The organism is Bacillus sp. 11B20, from assembly GCF_056098985.1.
In genome coordinates this window covers 1-16,582 of record NZ_JBLZWZ010000006.1, presented here as the reverse complement: position 1 = coordinate 16,582, position 16,582 = coordinate 1, and the positions used below count along the sequence as shown (strand labels likewise).

Annotated in this window: 18 protein-coding genes and 1 tRNA gene; 4 read left to right on the top strand and 15 right to left on the bottom strand. The window is 39.9% G+C overall.

The window, feature by feature from the left end:
• Positions 1-416: 416 nt before the first annotated feature.
• From ACN6NB_RS02880 to groES, 5 genes are all read right to left on the bottom strand, one after another.
• Positions 417-2,096: a DUF2075 domain-containing protein gene (locus tag ACN6NB_RS02880; protein WP_260982304.1), complete on the bottom strand. Its 1,680-nt coding sequence runs from the start codon at positions 2,094-2,096 to the stop codon at positions 417-419.
• Between the two features lie 81 nt (positions 2,097-2,177).
• Positions 2,178-2,507 carry a nucleotide pyrophosphohydrolase gene (locus tag ACN6NB_RS02875; protein ID WP_047202830.1) on the bottom strand — a complete coding sequence of 110 codons (330 nt, stop codon included), beginning with the start codon at positions 2,505-2,507 and terminating at the stop codon, positions 2,178-2,180.
• A gap of 26 nt (positions 2,508-2,533) precedes the next feature.
• Positions 2,534-4,003, bottom strand: a complete 1,470-nt coding sequence (locus ACN6NB_RS02870; RefSeq protein ID WP_260982305.1) for an MrcB family domain-containing protein — start codon at positions 4,001-4,003, stop codon at positions 2,534-2,536.
• A 258-nt stretch (positions 4,004-4,261) separates the two neighbouring features.
• Positions 4,262-5,896 (bottom strand): chaperonin GroEL, encoded by a 1,635-nt coding sequence (gene groL, locus ACN6NB_RS02865; RefSeq protein ID WP_024424467.1) that lies wholly within the window; start codon positions 5,894-5,896, stop codon positions 4,262-4,264.
• 56 nt (positions 5,897-5,952) lie between these two features.
• A complete protein-coding gene (groES, locus tag ACN6NB_RS02860; protein ID WP_024426730.1) occupies positions 5,953-6,237 on the bottom strand; it encodes a co-chaperone GroES in 285 nt (94 codons plus the stop codon).
• A 229-nt stretch (positions 6,238-6,466) separates the two neighbouring features.
• Between groES and ACN6NB_RS02855 the strand changes: the two genes are divergently transcribed.
• Genes ACN6NB_RS02855 through ACN6NB_RS02845 form a run of 3 tightly spaced genes read left to right on the top strand, consistent with a single transcriptional unit; the run spans position 6,467 to position 8,072 of the window.
• Positions 6,467-7,201 carry a CPBP family intramembrane glutamic endopeptidase gene (locus tag ACN6NB_RS02855; protein WP_058837872.1) on the top strand — a complete coding sequence of 245 codons (735 nt, stop codon included), beginning with the start codon at positions 6,467-6,469 and terminating at the stop codon, positions 7,199-7,201.
• A complete protein-coding gene (locus tag ACN6NB_RS02850) occupies positions 7,198-7,392 on the top strand; it encodes a YdiK family protein (RefSeq protein WP_003213897.1) in 195 nt (64 codons plus the stop codon). Before ACN6NB_RS02855 ends, ACN6NB_RS02850 begins: the two co-directional genes overlap by 4 nt.
• Before the next feature lie 56 nt (positions 7,393-7,448).
• Positions 7,449-8,072, top strand: coding sequence for an NUDIX hydrolase (locus ACN6NB_RS02845; RefSeq protein ID WP_144491791.1), 624 nt, complete (start codon positions 7,449-7,451; stop codon positions 8,070-8,072).
• A gap of 39 nt (positions 8,073-8,111) precedes the next feature.
• Here the strand turns inward: ACN6NB_RS02845 and tatC are convergent, their stop codons facing one another.
• The 4 genes from tatC to moaC are packed head-to-tail and all read right to left on the bottom strand — an operon-like array spanning position 8,112 to position 10,244.
• Positions 8,112-8,870 carry a twin-arginine translocase subunit TatC gene (gene tatC, locus ACN6NB_RS02840; protein WP_098676753.1) on the bottom strand — a complete coding sequence of 253 codons (759 nt, stop codon included), beginning with the start codon at positions 8,868-8,870 and terminating at the stop codon, positions 8,112-8,114.
• Between the two features lie 6 nt (positions 8,871-8,876).
• Positions 8,877-9,056, bottom strand: coding sequence for a twin-arginine translocase TatA/TatE family subunit (locus ACN6NB_RS02835; RefSeq protein ID WP_008355689.1), 180 nt, complete (start codon positions 9,054-9,056; stop codon positions 8,877-8,879).
• Positions 9,057-9,083: 27 nt separating this feature from the next.
• Entirely contained in the window at positions 9,084-9,737 is a 654-nt protein-coding gene (locus tag ACN6NB_RS02830; protein ID WP_008355687.1) for a redox-sensing transcriptional repressor Rex, read from the bottom strand.
• A 15-nt stretch (positions 9,738-9,752) separates the two neighbouring features.
• Positions 9,753-10,244: a cyclic pyranopterin monophosphate synthase MoaC gene (gene moaC / locus ACN6NB_RS02825; protein WP_039176857.1), complete on the bottom strand. Its 492-nt coding sequence runs from the start codon at positions 10,242-10,244 to the stop codon at positions 9,753-9,755.
• 138 nt (positions 10,245-10,382) lie between these two features.
• Between moaC and ACN6NB_RS02820 the strand changes: the two genes are divergently transcribed.
• Complete coding sequence (locus tag ACN6NB_RS02820; RefSeq protein WP_144490752.1) at positions 10,383-12,305, top strand: ABC-F family ATP-binding cassette domain-containing protein; 1,923 nt, start codon at positions 10,383-10,385, stop codon at positions 12,303-12,305.
• A 269-nt stretch (positions 12,306-12,574) separates the two neighbouring features.
• Here the strand turns inward: ACN6NB_RS02820 and tsaD are convergent, their stop codons facing one another.
• The 6 genes from tsaD to ACN6NB_RS02790 form a co-directional block, all read right to left on the bottom strand.
• Positions 12,575-13,603, bottom strand: a complete 1,029-nt coding sequence (gene tsaD, locus ACN6NB_RS02815; protein WP_474253221.1) for a tRNA (adenosine(37)-N6)-threonylcarbamoyltransferase complex transferase subunit TsaD — start codon at positions 13,601-13,603, stop codon at positions 12,575-12,577.
• The gene (gene rimI, locus ACN6NB_RS02810; protein WP_047202836.1) at positions 13,596-14,024 is read right to left on the bottom strand and encodes a ribosomal protein S18-alanine N-acetyltransferase; all 429 of its coding nucleotides are present in this window, start codon (positions 14,022-14,024) and stop codon (positions 13,596-13,598) included. Before rimI ends, tsaD begins: the two co-directional genes overlap by 8 nt.
• Positions 14,025-14,049: 25 nt before the next feature.
• The gene (gene tsaB, locus ACN6NB_RS02805) at positions 14,050-14,739 is read right to left on the bottom strand and encodes a tRNA (adenosine(37)-N6)-threonylcarbamoyltransferase complex dimerization subunit type 1 TsaB (RefSeq protein WP_338594133.1); all 690 of its coding nucleotides are present in this window, start codon (positions 14,737-14,739) and stop codon (positions 14,050-14,052) included.
• Complete coding sequence (gene tsaE, locus ACN6NB_RS02800; RefSeq protein WP_059376127.1) at positions 14,720-15,196, bottom strand: tRNA (adenosine(37)-N6)-threonylcarbamoyltransferase complex ATPase subunit type 1 TsaE; 477 nt, start codon at positions 15,194-15,196, stop codon at positions 14,720-14,722. The genes tsaB and tsaE overlap by 20 nt, the downstream gene beginning before the upstream one ends.
• A 13-nt stretch (positions 15,197-15,209) precedes the next feature.
• Positions 15,210-16,187 (bottom strand): thiamine-phosphate kinase, encoded by a 978-nt coding sequence (thiL, locus tag ACN6NB_RS02795; protein WP_474253220.1) that lies wholly within the window; start codon positions 16,185-16,187, stop codon positions 15,210-15,212.
• Positions 16,188-16,460: 273 nt separating this feature from the next.
• Positions 16,461-16,537: transfer RNA gene (locus ACN6NB_RS02790), tRNA-Asp, on the bottom strand.
• Positions 16,538-16,582 lie beyond the last annotated feature (45 nt).

The window sequence follows — 16,582 nt, the reverse complement described above, 5'->3', positions numbered from 1 at the left end:
TACTCCTATTTGAAAGTGGGGGTTAACTCTTTCATTATTTATCACGCTTCTTCGATCCAAACAATCCAAACACGACGGCCAGTGCAACAATAATCGCCACCCACGTCGTCAAGCCCATACGATCACCGCTTTTCTCTTTAAATTACCCATTCTCTTCATATCGGGTAAAGACCCATGAAAACACTGTCACTTATTTTAACGATTGAAAAGCAGTAAAGGTTTCAATTCATCATCACCTGGTACTTTTTATTGCATATGACCAAAATCATGAAGACATATCAAAACCCCTATATTTCAAGGGGTTTTCGAGGGGTTACATCATTCCACCCATAATTCCACTACTTTGTAACATGAATAGTGGAGGTTATCATGTGCTAACTTACCCGGATATTGAGCGTTTTTTATGATTGAAAAGGTCACTTACTGATTTTAAAAATTTCCTTCAAATATGTTTGCATATTTGGGTTTGTTGCATATACATAACAACCGTTTATTCCACGAGACATCAATACATAATAAATACGTTTGATATAGGCCTTTAATTCTTCATTATTTAAGTCAGTACCTTTGATTGGAAGACCGTTTCGATCCCTATACTTTTCCGGATTGACTATAATTTTTGCTTTGTTTAAATCATAGCCCCCATCTTCTTCGCCAGCATAATCGCAATCAATTTCCTCCCCCAAAATAACTCCAACATAATTCAGATCTGCACCTTGGGTTGTATGAATACAACCTATCTCCTCTACGCTATTTTCTTGATTAATCCAACCTTTTGTTTTGGAATTCCATTTAAATCCTTCACCTGTAGTAGGATCTGTAATATCATGTAGATTCTTATTCTTCTGTGTAGCCCATTCCCAAGAGTAACCTGCAACAACACGACACAGTTCATGTTCATTATTCAGTTTCTTTACTGCTGCGTACAATTCTGAAATGGAGTCCATTATCTTAAAGTCATAGCCCTTCAGCAGCCCTTTTTCATAAACAGCGACATCATTAGCAATCTGTAGATATTTACGCAACCATGCTAAATATTGATCTCCAGACTTCAAACGAAACTGTTTACGTAAAATATAATTTTTATAATCAGCTGTCATTTGTTTAAAGCGAGCGGTATCTATATCCGCTGGTCGAATAGTTTGATACTGATCATACACAACCGTTAAATGATATGAATAGTCTGAAATCAATTCTAACTCCGTTTTATGACCATCAGCAGTGATCAAATGTTTCAAATCTCGAGCTTGCTTACCGAAATATTGCTTTAGACGATGCGCTTCATCTACAAAAACATATTTATATTTATCATCTTTACCTTTTGCCTTTTTAATAAATTGTGAAGGCGATAGTACGGTAATACCATGCAAACCAACTTTTCGAATTAAGTCTTTATATAAACCTAATGAATGGTTTTGAGGAATCACAAGTGCCACATCTTCACGATCTAGATCTTCACGATCCTTACCAGTTGTTTGGTCATAAATGAGTGCATATAAAATATTCGTCAATACTATTGTTTTACCTGTGCCTGGATCTCCGGTAATCAGATGTCGACTTTCTGATGTAGTAAGCATTGCTTCTATGATGTCTTGGCAGACTTCAATTTGATTAGCTGAGAGCACCTTAAAGGGTGAGTATTTATAGATAAATTTATTATGAATTTCCTTTAGCTGTTCACTAGCAATTCCTTCTTGAATAAGCTTATCCCAAATTTTCACGAACATGTTATTTACATCTTCAATGCCGTTGTAAGAATGAATATTCTGCCCTTTAATTTTGTTAAGTAGATTAAACTTACCATCAGCTAATAAATAATCGATTAAAAGAGTTTCGATGTGTTTAATTGAGCTTTCGTTAAACAGTTCACTTTTAATAATAATGATCTCAGTAAATGTTTTACTAATATCTTTTAAATGTGCAGAAAAGCGACCGTATATGTCTGTAGACTTTCCTACATATAGATTTTTCTTATCACGTTGAATATAAACCACTGGCACAGTATCTATATCAAAGTCTTTAAAATCAATTTGTTCAAATTCCTTGCGTGATTTCTTAACCACTTCAAATGAAGATAATTTTGTCGGGAATAACATCAGGATCAACGCCTCACTTTCATAAATAACTTCTTGAATAACATTGCTGCGTACTCTGTTTAAAAATGTAACAAATCTCTCCTACAGTTCGTTATACTTTGTTTTTCTCCCGAAGGATTTTTCCACTGGATATTTTTTCGCATTCATTTTTAATTTCGAATGAACTGCATCTTCTAAATCAATATCCAACCTGTCACATAGGAGGAGCAAATATATCATGACATCAGCAACTTCTTCTCTGATTTCCTCGATTTTAGTTTCAGTTGCTTCTACGCTGGACTTCCATTGGAAATTTTCAAGTAATTCTGCTGCTTCTAGGTTTAAGGAAATTACTAAATCCTTTGCATTGTGAAACTTCCCCCAATCTCTCTCATTCCGAAAATGCAATACAGCTTTTTTCAAATTTTCCATTATTATAAACTCCTCTCCGCCTATACTTAGTTCCCGATACCATACATTTTACGTAGTTCTTTAAAACCTATCTCAATACCTATTGCCTCTAATTTCTCACGTCGTTCATAAAATAGCTTTCTTAGTATGTTCTCTTTTTCTTCATCTGTACCATGATGAATCTGACGATGACACGTAGGGCATAAGGCTAAAAGTTGCGATTCCCTATCCAAATTTACATCAAACTCTCCCTGATACTTCATTGGCACTAGATGATGCATTTCCAAATATCTTTTCCCAGTAACTTTCGAAGTAAATGAAGTATGCGAATCATCGAAGGCACACTTATATTCGGATAAACGAAGCGCTCTTGCTGCAACTTGAGCATCTCTTGGCCAACGTTCCTTTCTTGATTTATCAAAAACAGGATTTGGTTTTGGCAAAGGAATATCCTCAGTCTCCAATTCTGCCATTGAATTCTTTTCTGCTTCCTTTACCTTTTTATCAAGGGTTGACTGCACACTATCTTGAAAATCCTCTTCTTGATATTGGTCCTCTTCTAAATAGTGACCATCATCACTTAACAACAAATAGTCATTAAATTGATCTACAGATCTTTCCCCCATCATATATTCAATTTCTTTGTAAGAAGTCAGCAATTCTTTAAGGTCACTGATAAGTTCCTTTGAACTAGGCAAATTATTTGCACTATATAGACGCCCGAAAATATGGCCATTTTCGTAACCTTGCGCTAGGTCCCCTCGTCCTCCTAAAGTAATTGCTGTTGCAGTCATATTAACTGGTGCAATATTTAATTTTTTCTTAATGATATTTGCAGTCGACCGTATTTTTTCACGACCCCATTTAGTACCATACTTGTTCTTAAAATAAGTCCATCCTTGGTTCAAGGATATATATACACCGCTCATATCTGCTTTGAACAAGTAAACAATGTAATAACCTCTTTTAGCTGTTGAGGTGATATCTCTAATAAATATTGAAATCCATGGTATTTCCGCCCATTGTCCTTGTCCAACTGAACCCACTATAAAGAATTGATTTTCATCTAATTCTGCCTCGTTAGCAATCGTGTTCTTAATGATATTCCGTACATGGTTACCCATTTCATGATTCTTGAACGATTCAGATCTTGCTTCTTGGTAATTATCGAGTATATATTTTAGTGCCTCACGCATGCTTAGCTCACTTTCTCTTTGATAGGTGTTTTTTTCTGTATCTTCCAATGAGCGATTAAGCATTGTATCAATTGATACTCCAAAATAGTCAGCTACCTTCACCAGAAATTCACTGTCTATTTTCTGATCTCCACTTTCCATCTTTGAAAGAGATGTAAAAGGAACAGCTAAATCTCCAGCCAATTCTCTCAACGTTAGCCCTTTTGATTCTCTATAAAAACGTATAACAGACCCTAAACACTCATTAAACGCTGCCACATCAATCACCTCAATCAGAATAATATAATCATCATACCAGTTTTTCTCCATAAACCTCAACATGAATTTTTCTCTTTTAGAAACAAAATAACTCCCACTTATTATACTGAATCCAATAAATCAAAAAGACATTAGTCATAAAGAAATGTTTATTTACAAGTCACAAAAAAATGAAAAAGAGGCTTCCCAAAAGTTCAAAGAACTTATGGAAAACCTCTAATTTAGACCTGTATTGAAGTTAATGTTACTCTTTCGTTATCCTGGTTACCTTAAGAATAATATAGGTCTAATCCCAATTTTAATGGGATTCAGGAAGCATGATTACATCATTCCGCCCATTCCACCCATGCCGCCCATATCCGGCATTCCGCCGCCTGAGCCGCCTTCTTCTGGTTTGTCAGCTACGACTGCTTCAGTTGTTAGAAGCATTGCTGCTACAGAAGCTGCGTTTTGAAGTGCAGAGCGAGTGACTTTTGTTGGGTCAACGATTCCTTTTTCGATCATGTTTACCCATTCGTTTGTTGCTGCGTTGAAGCCTACGCCAATTTCTTCGTTTTTCAAGCGCTCAACGATAACGGATCCTTCAAGACCAGCGTTGTGAGCAATTTGACGAATTGGCTCTTCAAGAGAACGTAGAACGATGTTTACACCTGTTTGAACGTCACCATCAGCTTCAATTGAAGCGACTTTGTTGTATACATTTACAAGTGCTGTACCACCACCGGATACGATACCTTCTTCAACTGCTGCACGAGTTGAGTTCAGTGCATCCTCGATGCGTAGTTTACGCTCTTTTAGTTCTGTTTCAGTTGCAGCACCAACTTTGATGACAGCGACGCCGCCAGCTAGTTTTGCAAGACGTTCTTGTAATTTTTCTTTATCGAATTCAGAAGTTGTTTCTTCTACTTGTGCACGGATTTGGTTCACACGTGCTGCAATTTGAGCAGAATCTCCTGAACCTTCAACGATTGTTGTGTTTTCTTTTGTCACAACGACTTTAGACGCGCGACCAAGCTGACCGATTTCAGTTGATTTCAGGTCAAGTCCTAGATCTTCTGTGATTAATTCTCCGCCAGTTAGAACAGAGATGTCTTCAAGCATTGCTTTACGACGATCACCGAATCCAGGTGCTTTTACTGCTACTGCGTTGAATGTACCACGAAGTTTGTTCACAACAAGAGTTGCAAGTGCTTCGCCTTCTACATCTTCAGCAATAAGCAATAATGGTTTTCCTTGTTGTACAACTTGCTCAAGTACAGGAAGGATTTCTTGAATGTTTGTGATCTTTTTATCTGTGATTAAGATGTAAGGATTTTCAAGAACTGCTTCCATCTTATCAGAATCTGTCACCATGTATGGAGAAGCATATCCGCGGTCAAACTGCATACCTTCAACCACTTCTAGCTCAGTTGTGAAACCTTTAGATTCTTCAATTGTGATAACTCCGTCGTTGCCAACGCGCTCCATCGCTTCAGCGATTAGGCTGCCGACTTCTTCGTCTGCTGCAGAAATAGCCGCAACTTGAGCAATTGATTCTTTACCTTCGATTGGTTTAGAAATCTCGTGCAAGCCTTCAAGTGCTACTTTTACTGCTTCTTCGATCCCTTTACGAACGCCAACAGGGTTTGCACCAGCTGTTACGTTTTTAAGACCTTCACGGATCATCGCTTGAGCTAGAACTGTTGCAGTCGTTGTACCGTCACCAGCTACGTCGTTTGTTTTGCTTGCAACTTCAGCAACAAGTTTTGCACCCATGTTTTCAAATGCATCTTCTAATTCGATTTCTTTTGCAATCGTTACACCATCATTTGTGATAAGTGGAGAACCGAATTTTTTCTCAAGAACCACGTTACGTCCTTTTGGTCCTAAAGTTACTTTCACAGCATCTGCAAGTGCATCTACACCACGTAACATCGCACGACGTGCTTCTTCACTGAACTTAATATCTTTTGCCATAATAACGAAACCTCCTCAGTCTTTTTAAAAATATATCTCAATGCTTTTTTATGTGATTAACCAATAACAGCTAAAATGTCGCTCTCACGAAGGATTAAATATTCTTTTCCTTCATATTTCACTTCAGTGCCTGCATATTTTGAGAAGATAATGCGGTCGCCTGTGCTTACTTCTAACGCAACGCGCTCACCACTTTCAAGTACACGCCCTGAACCTGCTGCAACAATTTTACCTTCTTGCGGTTTTTCTTTTGCAGAATCCGGTAACACAATACCGCTAGCGGTTTTTTCCTCAGATTCAACGAGTTCAATGATTACGCGATCGCCTAATGGCTTTAACATAAGAAACAACCTCCTCAATTTTTATATGTAGTCTTTTTTAGCACTCATCACCAGTGAGTGCTAACACATTTATTATAATAAAGAATGTCTTCTGCAATTTCAAGTGAAAACCTTTAAAAATTTTTACGCTTTCACGATCTTTTTGAATCTCAGATTCTTTCCTTTTCATCGTAAAAGAAGACTTGTGTTACAATAAATTTAGTTCTTTTAGTAAAGGGGTTTTCGTTACTTGAAAAAACAATATTGGTACATCATCTTAACGTATATATTGGTACAGGTATCTGCGTTTCCTTATTTTCTCATAATGAAATGGCTGGGATTCATTCAATCACCGATGACTCAAACAGAGCTTTCAAAATTATCAGGAACGTGGACAATCATCAGTTTCTGTATCGGATTGATCATTATTCTGCTCATCCTTCGAACCGTCCCAAAAGCTTCACTGCGAAATGAAGCGCCAGCTTCAATCGGTTCTGCTATCGCATGGATCATTGGCGGTTTCTTTCTTTCTCTCTTTGCACAATCAATTGCGGGGGCGATTGAACAATATGCATTTGGCATTGGACGAGAATCTGAAAATACCCAAAACATTTTATCCATTATGGATGCCGTTCCTTGGCTTGTGATCGTCATCGCCCTGATTGGACCGATATTAGAGGAAATCATTTTCCGTAAAATCATCTTTGGTGTGATTTATGAAAAAACGAATTTCTTCATTGGAGCACTTGCCAGTTCAGTGGTTTTCGCTGCTGTACATTATGATTTTCCCCATATCTTGCTCTATACCGCAATGGGCTTTACCTTTGCCTTTTTATATGCGAAAACAAAACGAATCATTGTCCCAATCGGCGCTCATATGCTGATGAACTCACTTGTCGTTCTTGTGCAGATTGAGCCAGTGAAAAAAATGATTGAAGAACAATCTCAAACCATGCAAATGATTATTGGAGGCTTTTTCTCATGAGAAACCCAGTCGTATGGGGCATCATTTATTTTGCCGTAGGTGTGGCTTTCACCTATATGGCCATTCAAAATCCAGGTGACATGTGGTCATTTTACAGCATTTTGCTGATGGTGTTTGCGGCCTATAATATCAATATCGCGCTTAAAATGTTTGCCTTCTCTGTCAAACTCAAAAAACAGCAGCAAAAATAAATCAAAAACCATTTTCCGCGTTTGGAAAATGGTTTTTTTATGGAGGATGTAACTTCATGGAACATGAAAAACTTCGTTTCTTCAATGATCAGCATGAAACCATTGGAGCTGCCGCTCGTTCAGATGTCCACGCCCAAGGTCTTTGGCATGAAACATTTCATTTCTGGCTTCTTAAAAAGGAGCTTGGCACCGTGTATCTCTATTTTCAGCTAAGGAGTCCTGCAAAAAAGGATTTTCCTTCACTGTTTGATATCACCGCAGCAGGTCACCTTCTCGCAGATGAACAGCCTTCTGATGGCTTAAGAGAGGTAGAAGAAGAGCTTGGTCTTTCTATCCCTTTTGAGAACCTTACTTATACAGGAATCATAAAAGATGAAATTCACCTGCCTTCTTTCATTGACCGTGAGTTCTGCCATGTGTATCTTTATATGAATGAAGAAAAGCATATGGAAGTTCATCTACAGAAAGAAGAAGTTGCTGGTCTGTACAGAGCAAAACTGGTTGATGCACAGCAGCTTTTAACAGGATCATGTGAAAGAATTCGAATCGAGGGCTTTAAAGTTGATACAAACGGAGAACGACGTGAGGAAAGCAGGGAAGTACGTATTCGAGATTTTGTCTCGCATGAGCCCGCCTATTATGAGCACCTCTTTCACGCGATCAATCAATTTACACAATAGAAAAAGCATCGTGATCCCTTATTGGATCATGATGCTTTTTTATGAAACATAATGTTTTTCTTTCTCCTCTGTTTGCTGCATTTTGCGATAGGTCACTCTTGAAATGATAATGCTCACTTCGTATAAAACGAGCATTGGCAAGGTGACCATGAGGTGAGAAACAAGCTCTGGCGGTGTAATGAGTGCGGCAATGACAAGGAGGACAAAATAGGCATACTTCCGTATTTTTGATAAAAACATCGGTGTGATGATGCCGAGTCTGGTGAGAAACATCAACACGACTGGCATCTGAAACAAAAAGCCAAATGGAAGTGTTAGCTGCATTAGAAATGTAAAATACTCATGAATCCCAATGACTTGCTCTACATTTAAATCATTCGACATTCGCATCATAAAATCGACGACAAACGGAAATAAAATAAAGTAAGAGAAAGCCACACCGCTCAAAAATAAAAGCAGTGCAATCGGAATGTAAGCAAGTGTCACCTTTCTTTCTTTTTCATATAAGCCAGGACTCACAAACGCCCACAGCTGATATAAAATAACGGGACACGTCAAAACCAAAGCAATGACAAATGCGAACTGCATAAACACGTACAGTGGATCTGTAAGTTTAAATGCATTCAGCGTAAGTGTTGCCGCTTCATCGGTATTTTGTAAATACACAATGACCGGCTTAGCGAGAAAAAAACCAGCCACCATAAAGGCGACAAAAAACATCGCAATGATCACTAGGCGTTTTCGCAGTTCCACAATATGCTCCATAAGCGGCATATCTTTGACATTCATGAAGCTCATCCTATTCTACTGATCTTCTTTTTTCTTTTTTTCTTCCTGATCATCAGCTAAGCCTTTTGTGGCATTTTTGAATTCACGTAATGTATCTCCTGCTGCTCTTCCTAATTCAGGAAGCTTTTTCGGCCCAAAAATAATGAGCGCTACAATCGCAATCAGAATCAAACTCCCAGGACCGATCGGACCCATTTGCTCCACCCCCTTTACCCCTTTTCGTCAGTCCTCCTGCGTAACAGAGTAATGCTTTAAGAAATACACAAGAGACTGAAGTTCAACCGCCAAATCTATATGATGAATTCGAATGTGTTCCGGCACATTCAATCGAGCCGGCGTAAAGTTAAGGATTCCTTTGATGCCAAGGGCAATCAAACGATCTGTAATGGATTGAGCTGCTACGGCAGGTACTGTCAAAATTGCAACAGGGATATCTCCTACCTCTTGAACATGCTCTTCAAGCTTATCCAAATCATAGACAGGCACGCCGCCTATCTCACTTCCTATTTTACTCTCATTGACGTCAAAAGCCATTGAAATTTTTGTATTATTATTTTTTATGAAATTATAGTGTAAAAAAGCAGTCCCTAAATTCCCGACACCAATGAGCATGACATTGGTCATTTCATCTTGGTCAAGGGTCTTTCTGAAGAAGGTCAAGAGATAATCGACATTATAGCCATACCCTTTCTTCCCAAGTGCACCAAAGTACGAAAAATCTCGGCGAATGGTAGCAGAATCCACTTTGACTGCATCACTAAGCTCAGCTGATGACACCCTTTGTTTTCCTGATGCATGCAAATTTTTTAAAAAACGGTAGTAAAGCGGCAAACGTTTGGCTGTCGCTTGTGGAATTTTTGACTGATCTATATTCATATAAGGTCCTCCAACTTAAATATCAGATGCTCTGTGAAAATCACCGTTTTTCCCGCCTGTCTTTTCAATTAGATAGGTTGGACCGATGATCATGCCTTTATCAATCGCTTTGCACATATCGTAAACGGTCAGTGCACATACTGAAGCAGAAGTGAGCGCTTCCATCTCCACACCCGTACTTCCTTTTGTTTTCACCTGTACTTGTATGTTCAGGATGTGCGCATTTCCGTCTTCCTCCCAATTAAAGGAGATATCCACGCCTTTTAGTGCAAGCGGATGACACATTGGAATGATGGTAGATGTTTGCTTTGCTGCCATGATGCCAGCAACCTGTGCAACAGACAGCACATCCCCTTTTCCAATTTCATGCTGTTGTATTTTATGAAACACTTCTTTTATCATACGAACACTTGAAACAGCAACGGCGGTTCTCACTGTAGACGATTTGTCACTAATGTCGACCATCTTTGCTCTCCCCTGTTCGTTAAAGTGGCTAAATTGACTCATCTTTCAACGCTCCCTCACTCAAATGATACACTATTTTTTCCTATCTGTCTTTCATTTGAATATGGCGATTGTATGTAACATTTGCCGGTTTACTGCTGATAAGCTACACTTAACATATTATAGCAGAGGTGAAGTTACATGATGATTCTACAAGTGAATCAGCTGTCCAAATCGTTTGGCGCTGATACCGTTTTAACGAATATAAAATTGGAAGTCAAAGCAAGGGATCGAATTGCCATTGTAGGTCGTAACGGCGCAGGCAAATCCACGCTTTTGAAAATCATTGCCGGTCAAATGTCTTACGAGCAAGGTGAGATCATCAAACCAAAAGACCTATCGATCGGCTATTTAGCACAGCATACCGATGTGACGTCTACACGTACGCTAAAAGACGAATTATTATCGGTTTTTGATCATTTAAAAGAGATGGAACAAGAGATGAGAACCATTGAGGAGAAAATGGCTTCTTCCACAGGTTCTGAGCTGGAAGCCCTGATGAAAACCTATGACAGGCTTCAGCAGGAATTTAAAGATCAAGGCGGCTATCAATATGAAGCAGATGTCCGCTCCATTCTTCATGGACTCGGCTTTAGTCATTTTGAAGATGAGACAACCGTCCAATCTTTAAGCGGCGGCCAGAAAACCCGTTTAGCACTTGGAAAGCTCTTGTTAATGAAACCAGAACTCTTAATTCTGGATGAGCCGACAAACCATTTAGATATTGATACCTTATCATGGCTTGAGCAGTATTTGCAAAATTATACAGGTGCCATTCTCATCGTGTCCCATGACCGCTATTTCTTAGACAAAGTCGTAAACCACGTCTATGAAGTCTCAAGAACTTCGATGAAAAAGTTTGCAGGGAACTATAGTAAGTATCTGGATCTGAAAGCAGAGCAGCTCGAGCGGGATATGAAACTATACGAAAAGCAGCAAGAAGAGATCTCAAAGCTCCAGGATTTCGTGGACCGCAACCTGGCAAGAGCCTCCACCACAAAGCGCGCTCAAAGCAGACGCAAACAGCTCGAACGGATGGATCGTTTAGATAAGCCTTTAGGAGATGAAAAATCTGCAAACTTTCATTTTGATATTACGAGACAAAGCGGCAATGATGTACTGAAGGTACATGATCTCGATATTAGTTATGATGAAAAAACACCGCTCCTATCCTCTCTTTCTTTTCAGATTAAACGCGAGGATAGTGTGGCACTCATTGGTCCTAACGGGATCGGGAAATCAACCCTTTTAAAAACGTTAACGAACACATTAACACCGGTAAAAGGCGACATCACTTTTGGATCTCATGTCACGATCGGCTACTATGACCAAGAGCAAGCCAAACTGACATCCTCGAAAAAAGTGCTAAATGAGCTTTGGGATGATTATCCTCATATGAATGAAAAAGAAATTCGGACATGTTTAGGAAACTTCCTCTTCTCAGGTGATGATGTTTTAAAACCTGTCCATGCATTAAGCGGTGGGGAAAAAGCACGTCTTGCACTGGCAAAGCTGATGCTCCAAAAAGCCAATTTCCTTATTCTCGATGAACCGACAAACCATCTGGACTTAGATAGTAAGGAAATTTTAGAGAATGCACTGATCGATTATCCAGGAACCATCTTATTTGTCTCGCATGATCGTTATTTTATCAATCGTCTCGCTACGAAAGTATTCGAGCTGTCGCCTACAGAAACTAAAGAATATCTCGGTGATTATGACTACTACCTCGAAAAGAAAAATGAACAACTAGAGCTGAAGGCACTTCAAGAAAATGAACCGGTTAAAAAACAAGCTGCCCAGCCAGTAGAAACAACAAAGCTTTCTTATGCTGAAGAAAAAGAACTGAAAAAGAAAGAAAGACAAAAGCAGCGCAGGATTGAAGAAATTGAAAAACGGATTGCTGTCATTGAAGACAAGCTCGGTGAAAATGAAGAGCTGTTATGTGATCCTGATATTTTTCAAGATCACGAGAAGGTTCAAGCCATTCAAACAGAAAATGATACGCTCAATCAAGAGTTAGAATCACTTTTTGCGGAGTGGGAAGAGCTCTCAGATTCTTAAAGAGTGCCCTAAAGGGTACTCTTTTTTCTTTCAATGAAAATTTATTATCCACAACGATACCCACAATAACTTCTTGATTATTCTTAAACACTTTAGACTTATCCACTTTATCCACAGTGTTTTAATCACATATCCACAAAAAATGTCGTATTTATACACATCCTCTTGACTTTAAAACGAAATTTTCTAACAATTGTGGATATTTAGCGTTTACATGTGAATAAATCGCTTTCATAGAAAAATAAAAACCCCTGTAATCCACAGGAGTTTTATTTATATGAGGCTAGCGGCAATCCTGGCTGGCCATTCATCGCCATATCGCCTCTGATTCCTTTTTCAAACACAATGGTTCCAGCGGCAGCGATCATGGCTGCATTGTCTGTGCAAAGTGATAATGGCGGAATAATAACCTTCACGTCTGGCAGTTTCGTGAATGCTGATGTTAAAGCTTCTCTTAATCCTTTATTGGCAGCGACTCCTCCAGCTAGAACAACCTGCTTCACACCATAGGCTTCTGCTGCTTTCAATGTTTTCCCAACAAGCACCTCAATGACACTTGCTTGAAAACTTGCGGCTAAATTCTCTGGGGCAATCGTTTCTCCCTTTTGTGACGCATTGTGTAAGGTGTTGATCACAGCTGATTTTAAACCACTGAAGCTAAAGTGATAAGACCCTTCTTCAAGCCATGCACGAGGAAGCTTAATTGTCGGCTCTCCTTCATGTGCTAACCGATCAATATGAGGTCCGCCTGGGTACGGGAGACCCATCGTCCGGGCCACTTTATCGTAGGCTTCTCCAGCTGCATCATCTAATGTTTCTCCGATGACCTCAAAAGATCCGTGCTCCTTCATTAAAACAAGCTCAGTATGTCCGCCAGAGACAACAAGAGCTAAACATGGAAACTCCAATTCATCAACAAGCTGGTTGGCATAAATATGCCCTGCAATATGATGAACACCAACAAGAGGAATTTGATGGGCAAAGCTCAGTGCCTTTGCTGCATTGACGCCAATCAGCAGGGCACCGACGAGACCGGGCCCTTCCGTAACAGCAATCGCATCCAAATCCTTAAAGCTCATACCCGCCTGTGTCATCACTTCTTCTAATACGATGGTGACTTGCTCCACGTGATGCCTCGAAGCAATTTCAGGTACAACACCGCCAAATCGTTTATGACTGTCTATTTGCGAGGCGACCACATTTGCCACGATTTCCTTTCCATTTTTCACAATGGATGCAGCTGTTTCATCACAGCTTGTTTCTATTCCTAATATGAATCGATCTGTTTGTTCACTCATTTATATTCACCCACATGACTAATGCATCTTCTCCATTATCCGTATAATAATTCTTTCGAATAGAAGCTGGTCTGAAACCGAGCTTTTCATAGAGGGATTGTGCTGGTGTATTTGAAACCCGCACCTCTAAAGAAAGATGATCTGTCTTTTTTTCTTTGCAAAATTCCATGACATATCGAAGCAATGCTTCCCCGTAGCCTTTTCCTCTATGCTCAGGGAGAATCGCAATGTTCGTAATTTGTGCATCGTCCATGACAATCCAGACCCCGCAATATCCAACAGGCTGCTGATCTTCTTCGATGAGGAAATAATGGCTGTATTGGTTATGAAGAATCTCATAGACAAACGATTCCTTTTTCCAAGGCGCTGTAAACGAATGCACTTCAATCGTATACACTTCTGGAATGTCCGCTACTGTCATTTGTCGTATTTCTGCTATGTTAAGGTTATTTTTGTCCTTCAAGCCATTTCACTTCCGCTTCTGCCAAACGAATATAGTTAGGAACAAGCTGATGAACATCTTCAGCAGGACGAGCTGCGCCTAAAAATGCAAGCACTGAAGGTCTTGGGTTATGAAATGTCCCCCCTGCCAGTACAGCCGTTTCTCCTAAAATGGAGCGAATGCTCTCTTCATGAAGGTGCACATCTTGTCCAAGAAATAGAACAGGTTTTCCTGTCTTCTTCAGCTCATGAAGCCAATCCGTGAGCAGGATATTTTGATCTGGTTCGACCTCTTTGATCTTACCTTTTTCAAACGTATATAGCCCAGTATAAACTTGTCCTCTTCTCGCATCAAATAGAGGTGAGATATACCCATCAAAATATTGACCATTTGCCGCAAGCGCTTCTAAACTCGAAACAGCCGATATCGGGATAGACAGCGTCCACGCAAGTGTTTTTGCTATGGTAACACCTATTCTGACGCCAGTGTAAGAACCAGGTCCTTTTGCCACAACGATTTTACTTAGTTCGCTTGGTGCTACACCACATTCTTTCATTAATGCTTCAACAGTGGGCATTGCTCGGACGGAATGGTTCTTTTTTAAATACGTAATGCTCTCGCCAATCACAGTGAGGTCTCTTACAAGAGCAATTCCTAGTGTATGGTTTGATGTATCAATGGCCAGTATGGTCAAATTCTTTCATCTCCTTACAAAGGGACTCATAACGCTCCCCTTTTGCATCAAACGTGAGATGCCGTTCTTCTTCACGTTCTGTTCTCAGCATTTCAATTTTTAAATAGGAAGAAGGCAATTGAGGTTCAATCAGATGTGCCCATTCAACCAAGCATACACCTTCACCCTCAAAATATTCTTCGAGTCCGATGTCTTCTTCCGCATCTTCCATGCGGTACACGTCCATATGGTAAAGTGGCAGTCTGCCATCGGTATATTCTTTAATAATTGTAAAGGTGGGGCTGTTGACGATACGGGTAATTCCTAAGCCTTCCGCAAAACCTTTTGAAAAAGTGGTTTTGCCTGCGCCTAAATCTCCTTCTAATGTCAATACATCGCCTGGCATCACAAGTTTGGCCAAAGCAGCGGCAATTCGTTTCGTCTCATCCGCACCTTTTGTTGTCCATGTTAATTTCACCGTTGATGTCACCTCATTTCTTAAAATGATTATATCCTTTTTTCATTAACATTGTTTGTTGATCATTGTCTTTTAACATAACACCGGCTGCTTGATCCTTTTTGACTTGTCCAATACGTGTGATCTGAATGCCTTCTTTTCGACATTGAGATTCAAAGCTTTCCCAATCAGTTTCTGGTATCGTTCCAGTTAAAACAAAGTCTTCTCCCCCAAATAACACCCATTCAAGCCAGTCTTTGCGCAGCACCTGTAAATCTGGATGAATTGGAAGCTTATCAGCTTCTATCTCGATCCTCACACCGCTCGCTTCAGCTATCTCATTCAACTCACTCGCTAATCCATCACTCACATCATTCAAGGTGACCCGCGGGAAACTTGAACAAATGTGACCAGCAGCAATATGAGGCTGAGGCATCTTATGACGCTTAAGAAAAAAATCAGCATCGACCGCCTCAGAAGGAGTTGCTTCGTTCATTAAGATTGATAACCCAGCAGCCGACGAACCGAGTTCACCTGTGACAAAGACGACGTCTCCAGTTTGAGCACTGTGACGATAACAAGCTGTTCCCTTTGACACCTCACCAATAACCGTCACGGTAATGACAAAGTCACTGCGGGTGGCTACTGTATCTCCACCAATCAAATCCATATGATAGGTGTCAGCCAACGCTTTCATTCCCTCGTAAAGAGCCGTGACGATTGTTTCATCACCATGAGGCGGGATTGCAATTGAAACAAGATAATACTTTGGGGTGCCTCCCATTGCAGCGATATCACTGACATTGACTGCTAGTGCCTTAAAGCCAACTTCATAAGGTGTGGAAAAGTCAAAACGAAAATGAACATGCTCCACCATTGTATCAACACAAACGACTTCTTCACAATGTGAATGAGGTTGATAAACACTTGCATCATCACCGATGCCCATGATCAAAGAGCGCTGATATGTATCTTTTGGTGTGATTCGGCGAATAAGATCAAATTCATCCATAAAAAGACAGCCCCTTCTTGCAATCAATTGGTTAAGTAGACATGATGTCAAACACAGTTAGTATTAGTGTAGCGAATATAAGTCTCAGTTCCAACTAAAAATGATATAAAGAAAGCCTGGTGTGTAAAAACCAGGCTGGGTTGAAATAATCTATCTATTCTTTCATATAGTGTAGCCAAACACAAATCATTTCATTGCATCGTGGGTACTTGTGGAAAGAAAAAGACATAAAAAAAAACGAAACTATACGTTTTCGTTTACAAGTTATAAAAATGGCGGTCCGGACGGGACTCGAACCCGCGACCTCCTGCGTGACAGGCAGGCATTCTAACCAACTGAACTACCGGACCATTTTGGTTGCGGGGGCAGGATTTGAACCTGCGACCTTCGGGTTA

Coding starts and splice junctions, on each gene's coding strand:
- ACN6NB_RS02880 (WP_260982304.1), bottom strand. CDS start 2,096: ATGTTATTCCCGACAAAATTATCTTCATTTGAAGTGGTTAAGAAATCA.
- ACN6NB_RS02875 (WP_047202830.1), bottom strand. CDS start 2,507: ATGGAAAATTTGAAAAAAGCTGTATTGCATTTTCGGAATGAGAGAGAT.
- ACN6NB_RS02870 (WP_260982305.1), bottom strand. CDS start 4,003: ATGTTGAGGTTTATGGAGAAAAACTGGTATGATGATTATATTATTCTG.
- groL (WP_024424467.1), bottom strand. CDS start 5,896: ATGGCAAAAGATATTAAGTTCAGTGAAGAAGCACGTCGTGCGATGTTA.
- groES (WP_024426730.1), bottom strand. CDS start 6,237: ATGTTAAAGCCATTAGGCGATCGCGTAATCATTGAACTCGTTGAATCT.
- ACN6NB_RS02850 (WP_003213897.1), top strand. CDS start 7,198: ATGAGAAACCCAGTCGTATGGGGCATCATTTATTTTGCCGTAGGTGTG.
- ACN6NB_RS02845 (WP_144491791.1), top strand. CDS start 7,449: ATGGAACATGAAAAACTTCGTTTCTTCAATGATCAGCATGAAACCATT.
- tatC (WP_098676753.1), bottom strand. CDS start 8,870: ATGAGCTTCATGAATGTCAAAGATATGCCGCTTATGGAGCATATTGTG.
- ACN6NB_RS02835 (WP_008355689.1), bottom strand. CDS start 9,056: ATGGGTCCGATCGGTCCTGGGAGTTTGATTCTGATTGCGATTGTAGCG.
- ACN6NB_RS02830 (WP_008355687.1), bottom strand. CDS start 9,737: ATGAATATAGATCAGTCAAAAATTCCACAAGCGACAGCCAAACGTTTG.
- moaC (WP_039176857.1), bottom strand. CDS start 10,244: ATGAGTCAATTTAGCCACTTTAACGAACAGGGGAGAGCAAAGATGGTC.
- ACN6NB_RS02820 (WP_144490752.1), top strand. CDS start 10,383: ATGATGATTCTACAAGTGAATCAGCTGTCCAAATCGTTTGGCGCTGAT.
- tsaD (WP_474253221.1), bottom strand. CDS start 13,603: ATGAGTGAACAAACAGATCGATTCATATTAGGAATAGAAACAAGCTGT.
- rimI (WP_047202836.1), bottom strand. CDS start 14,024: ATGACAGTAGCGGACATTCCAGAAGTGTATACGATTGAAGTGCATTCG.
- thiL (WP_474253220.1), bottom strand. CDS start 16,187: ATGGATGAATTTGATCTTATTCGCCGAATCACACCAAAAGATACATAT.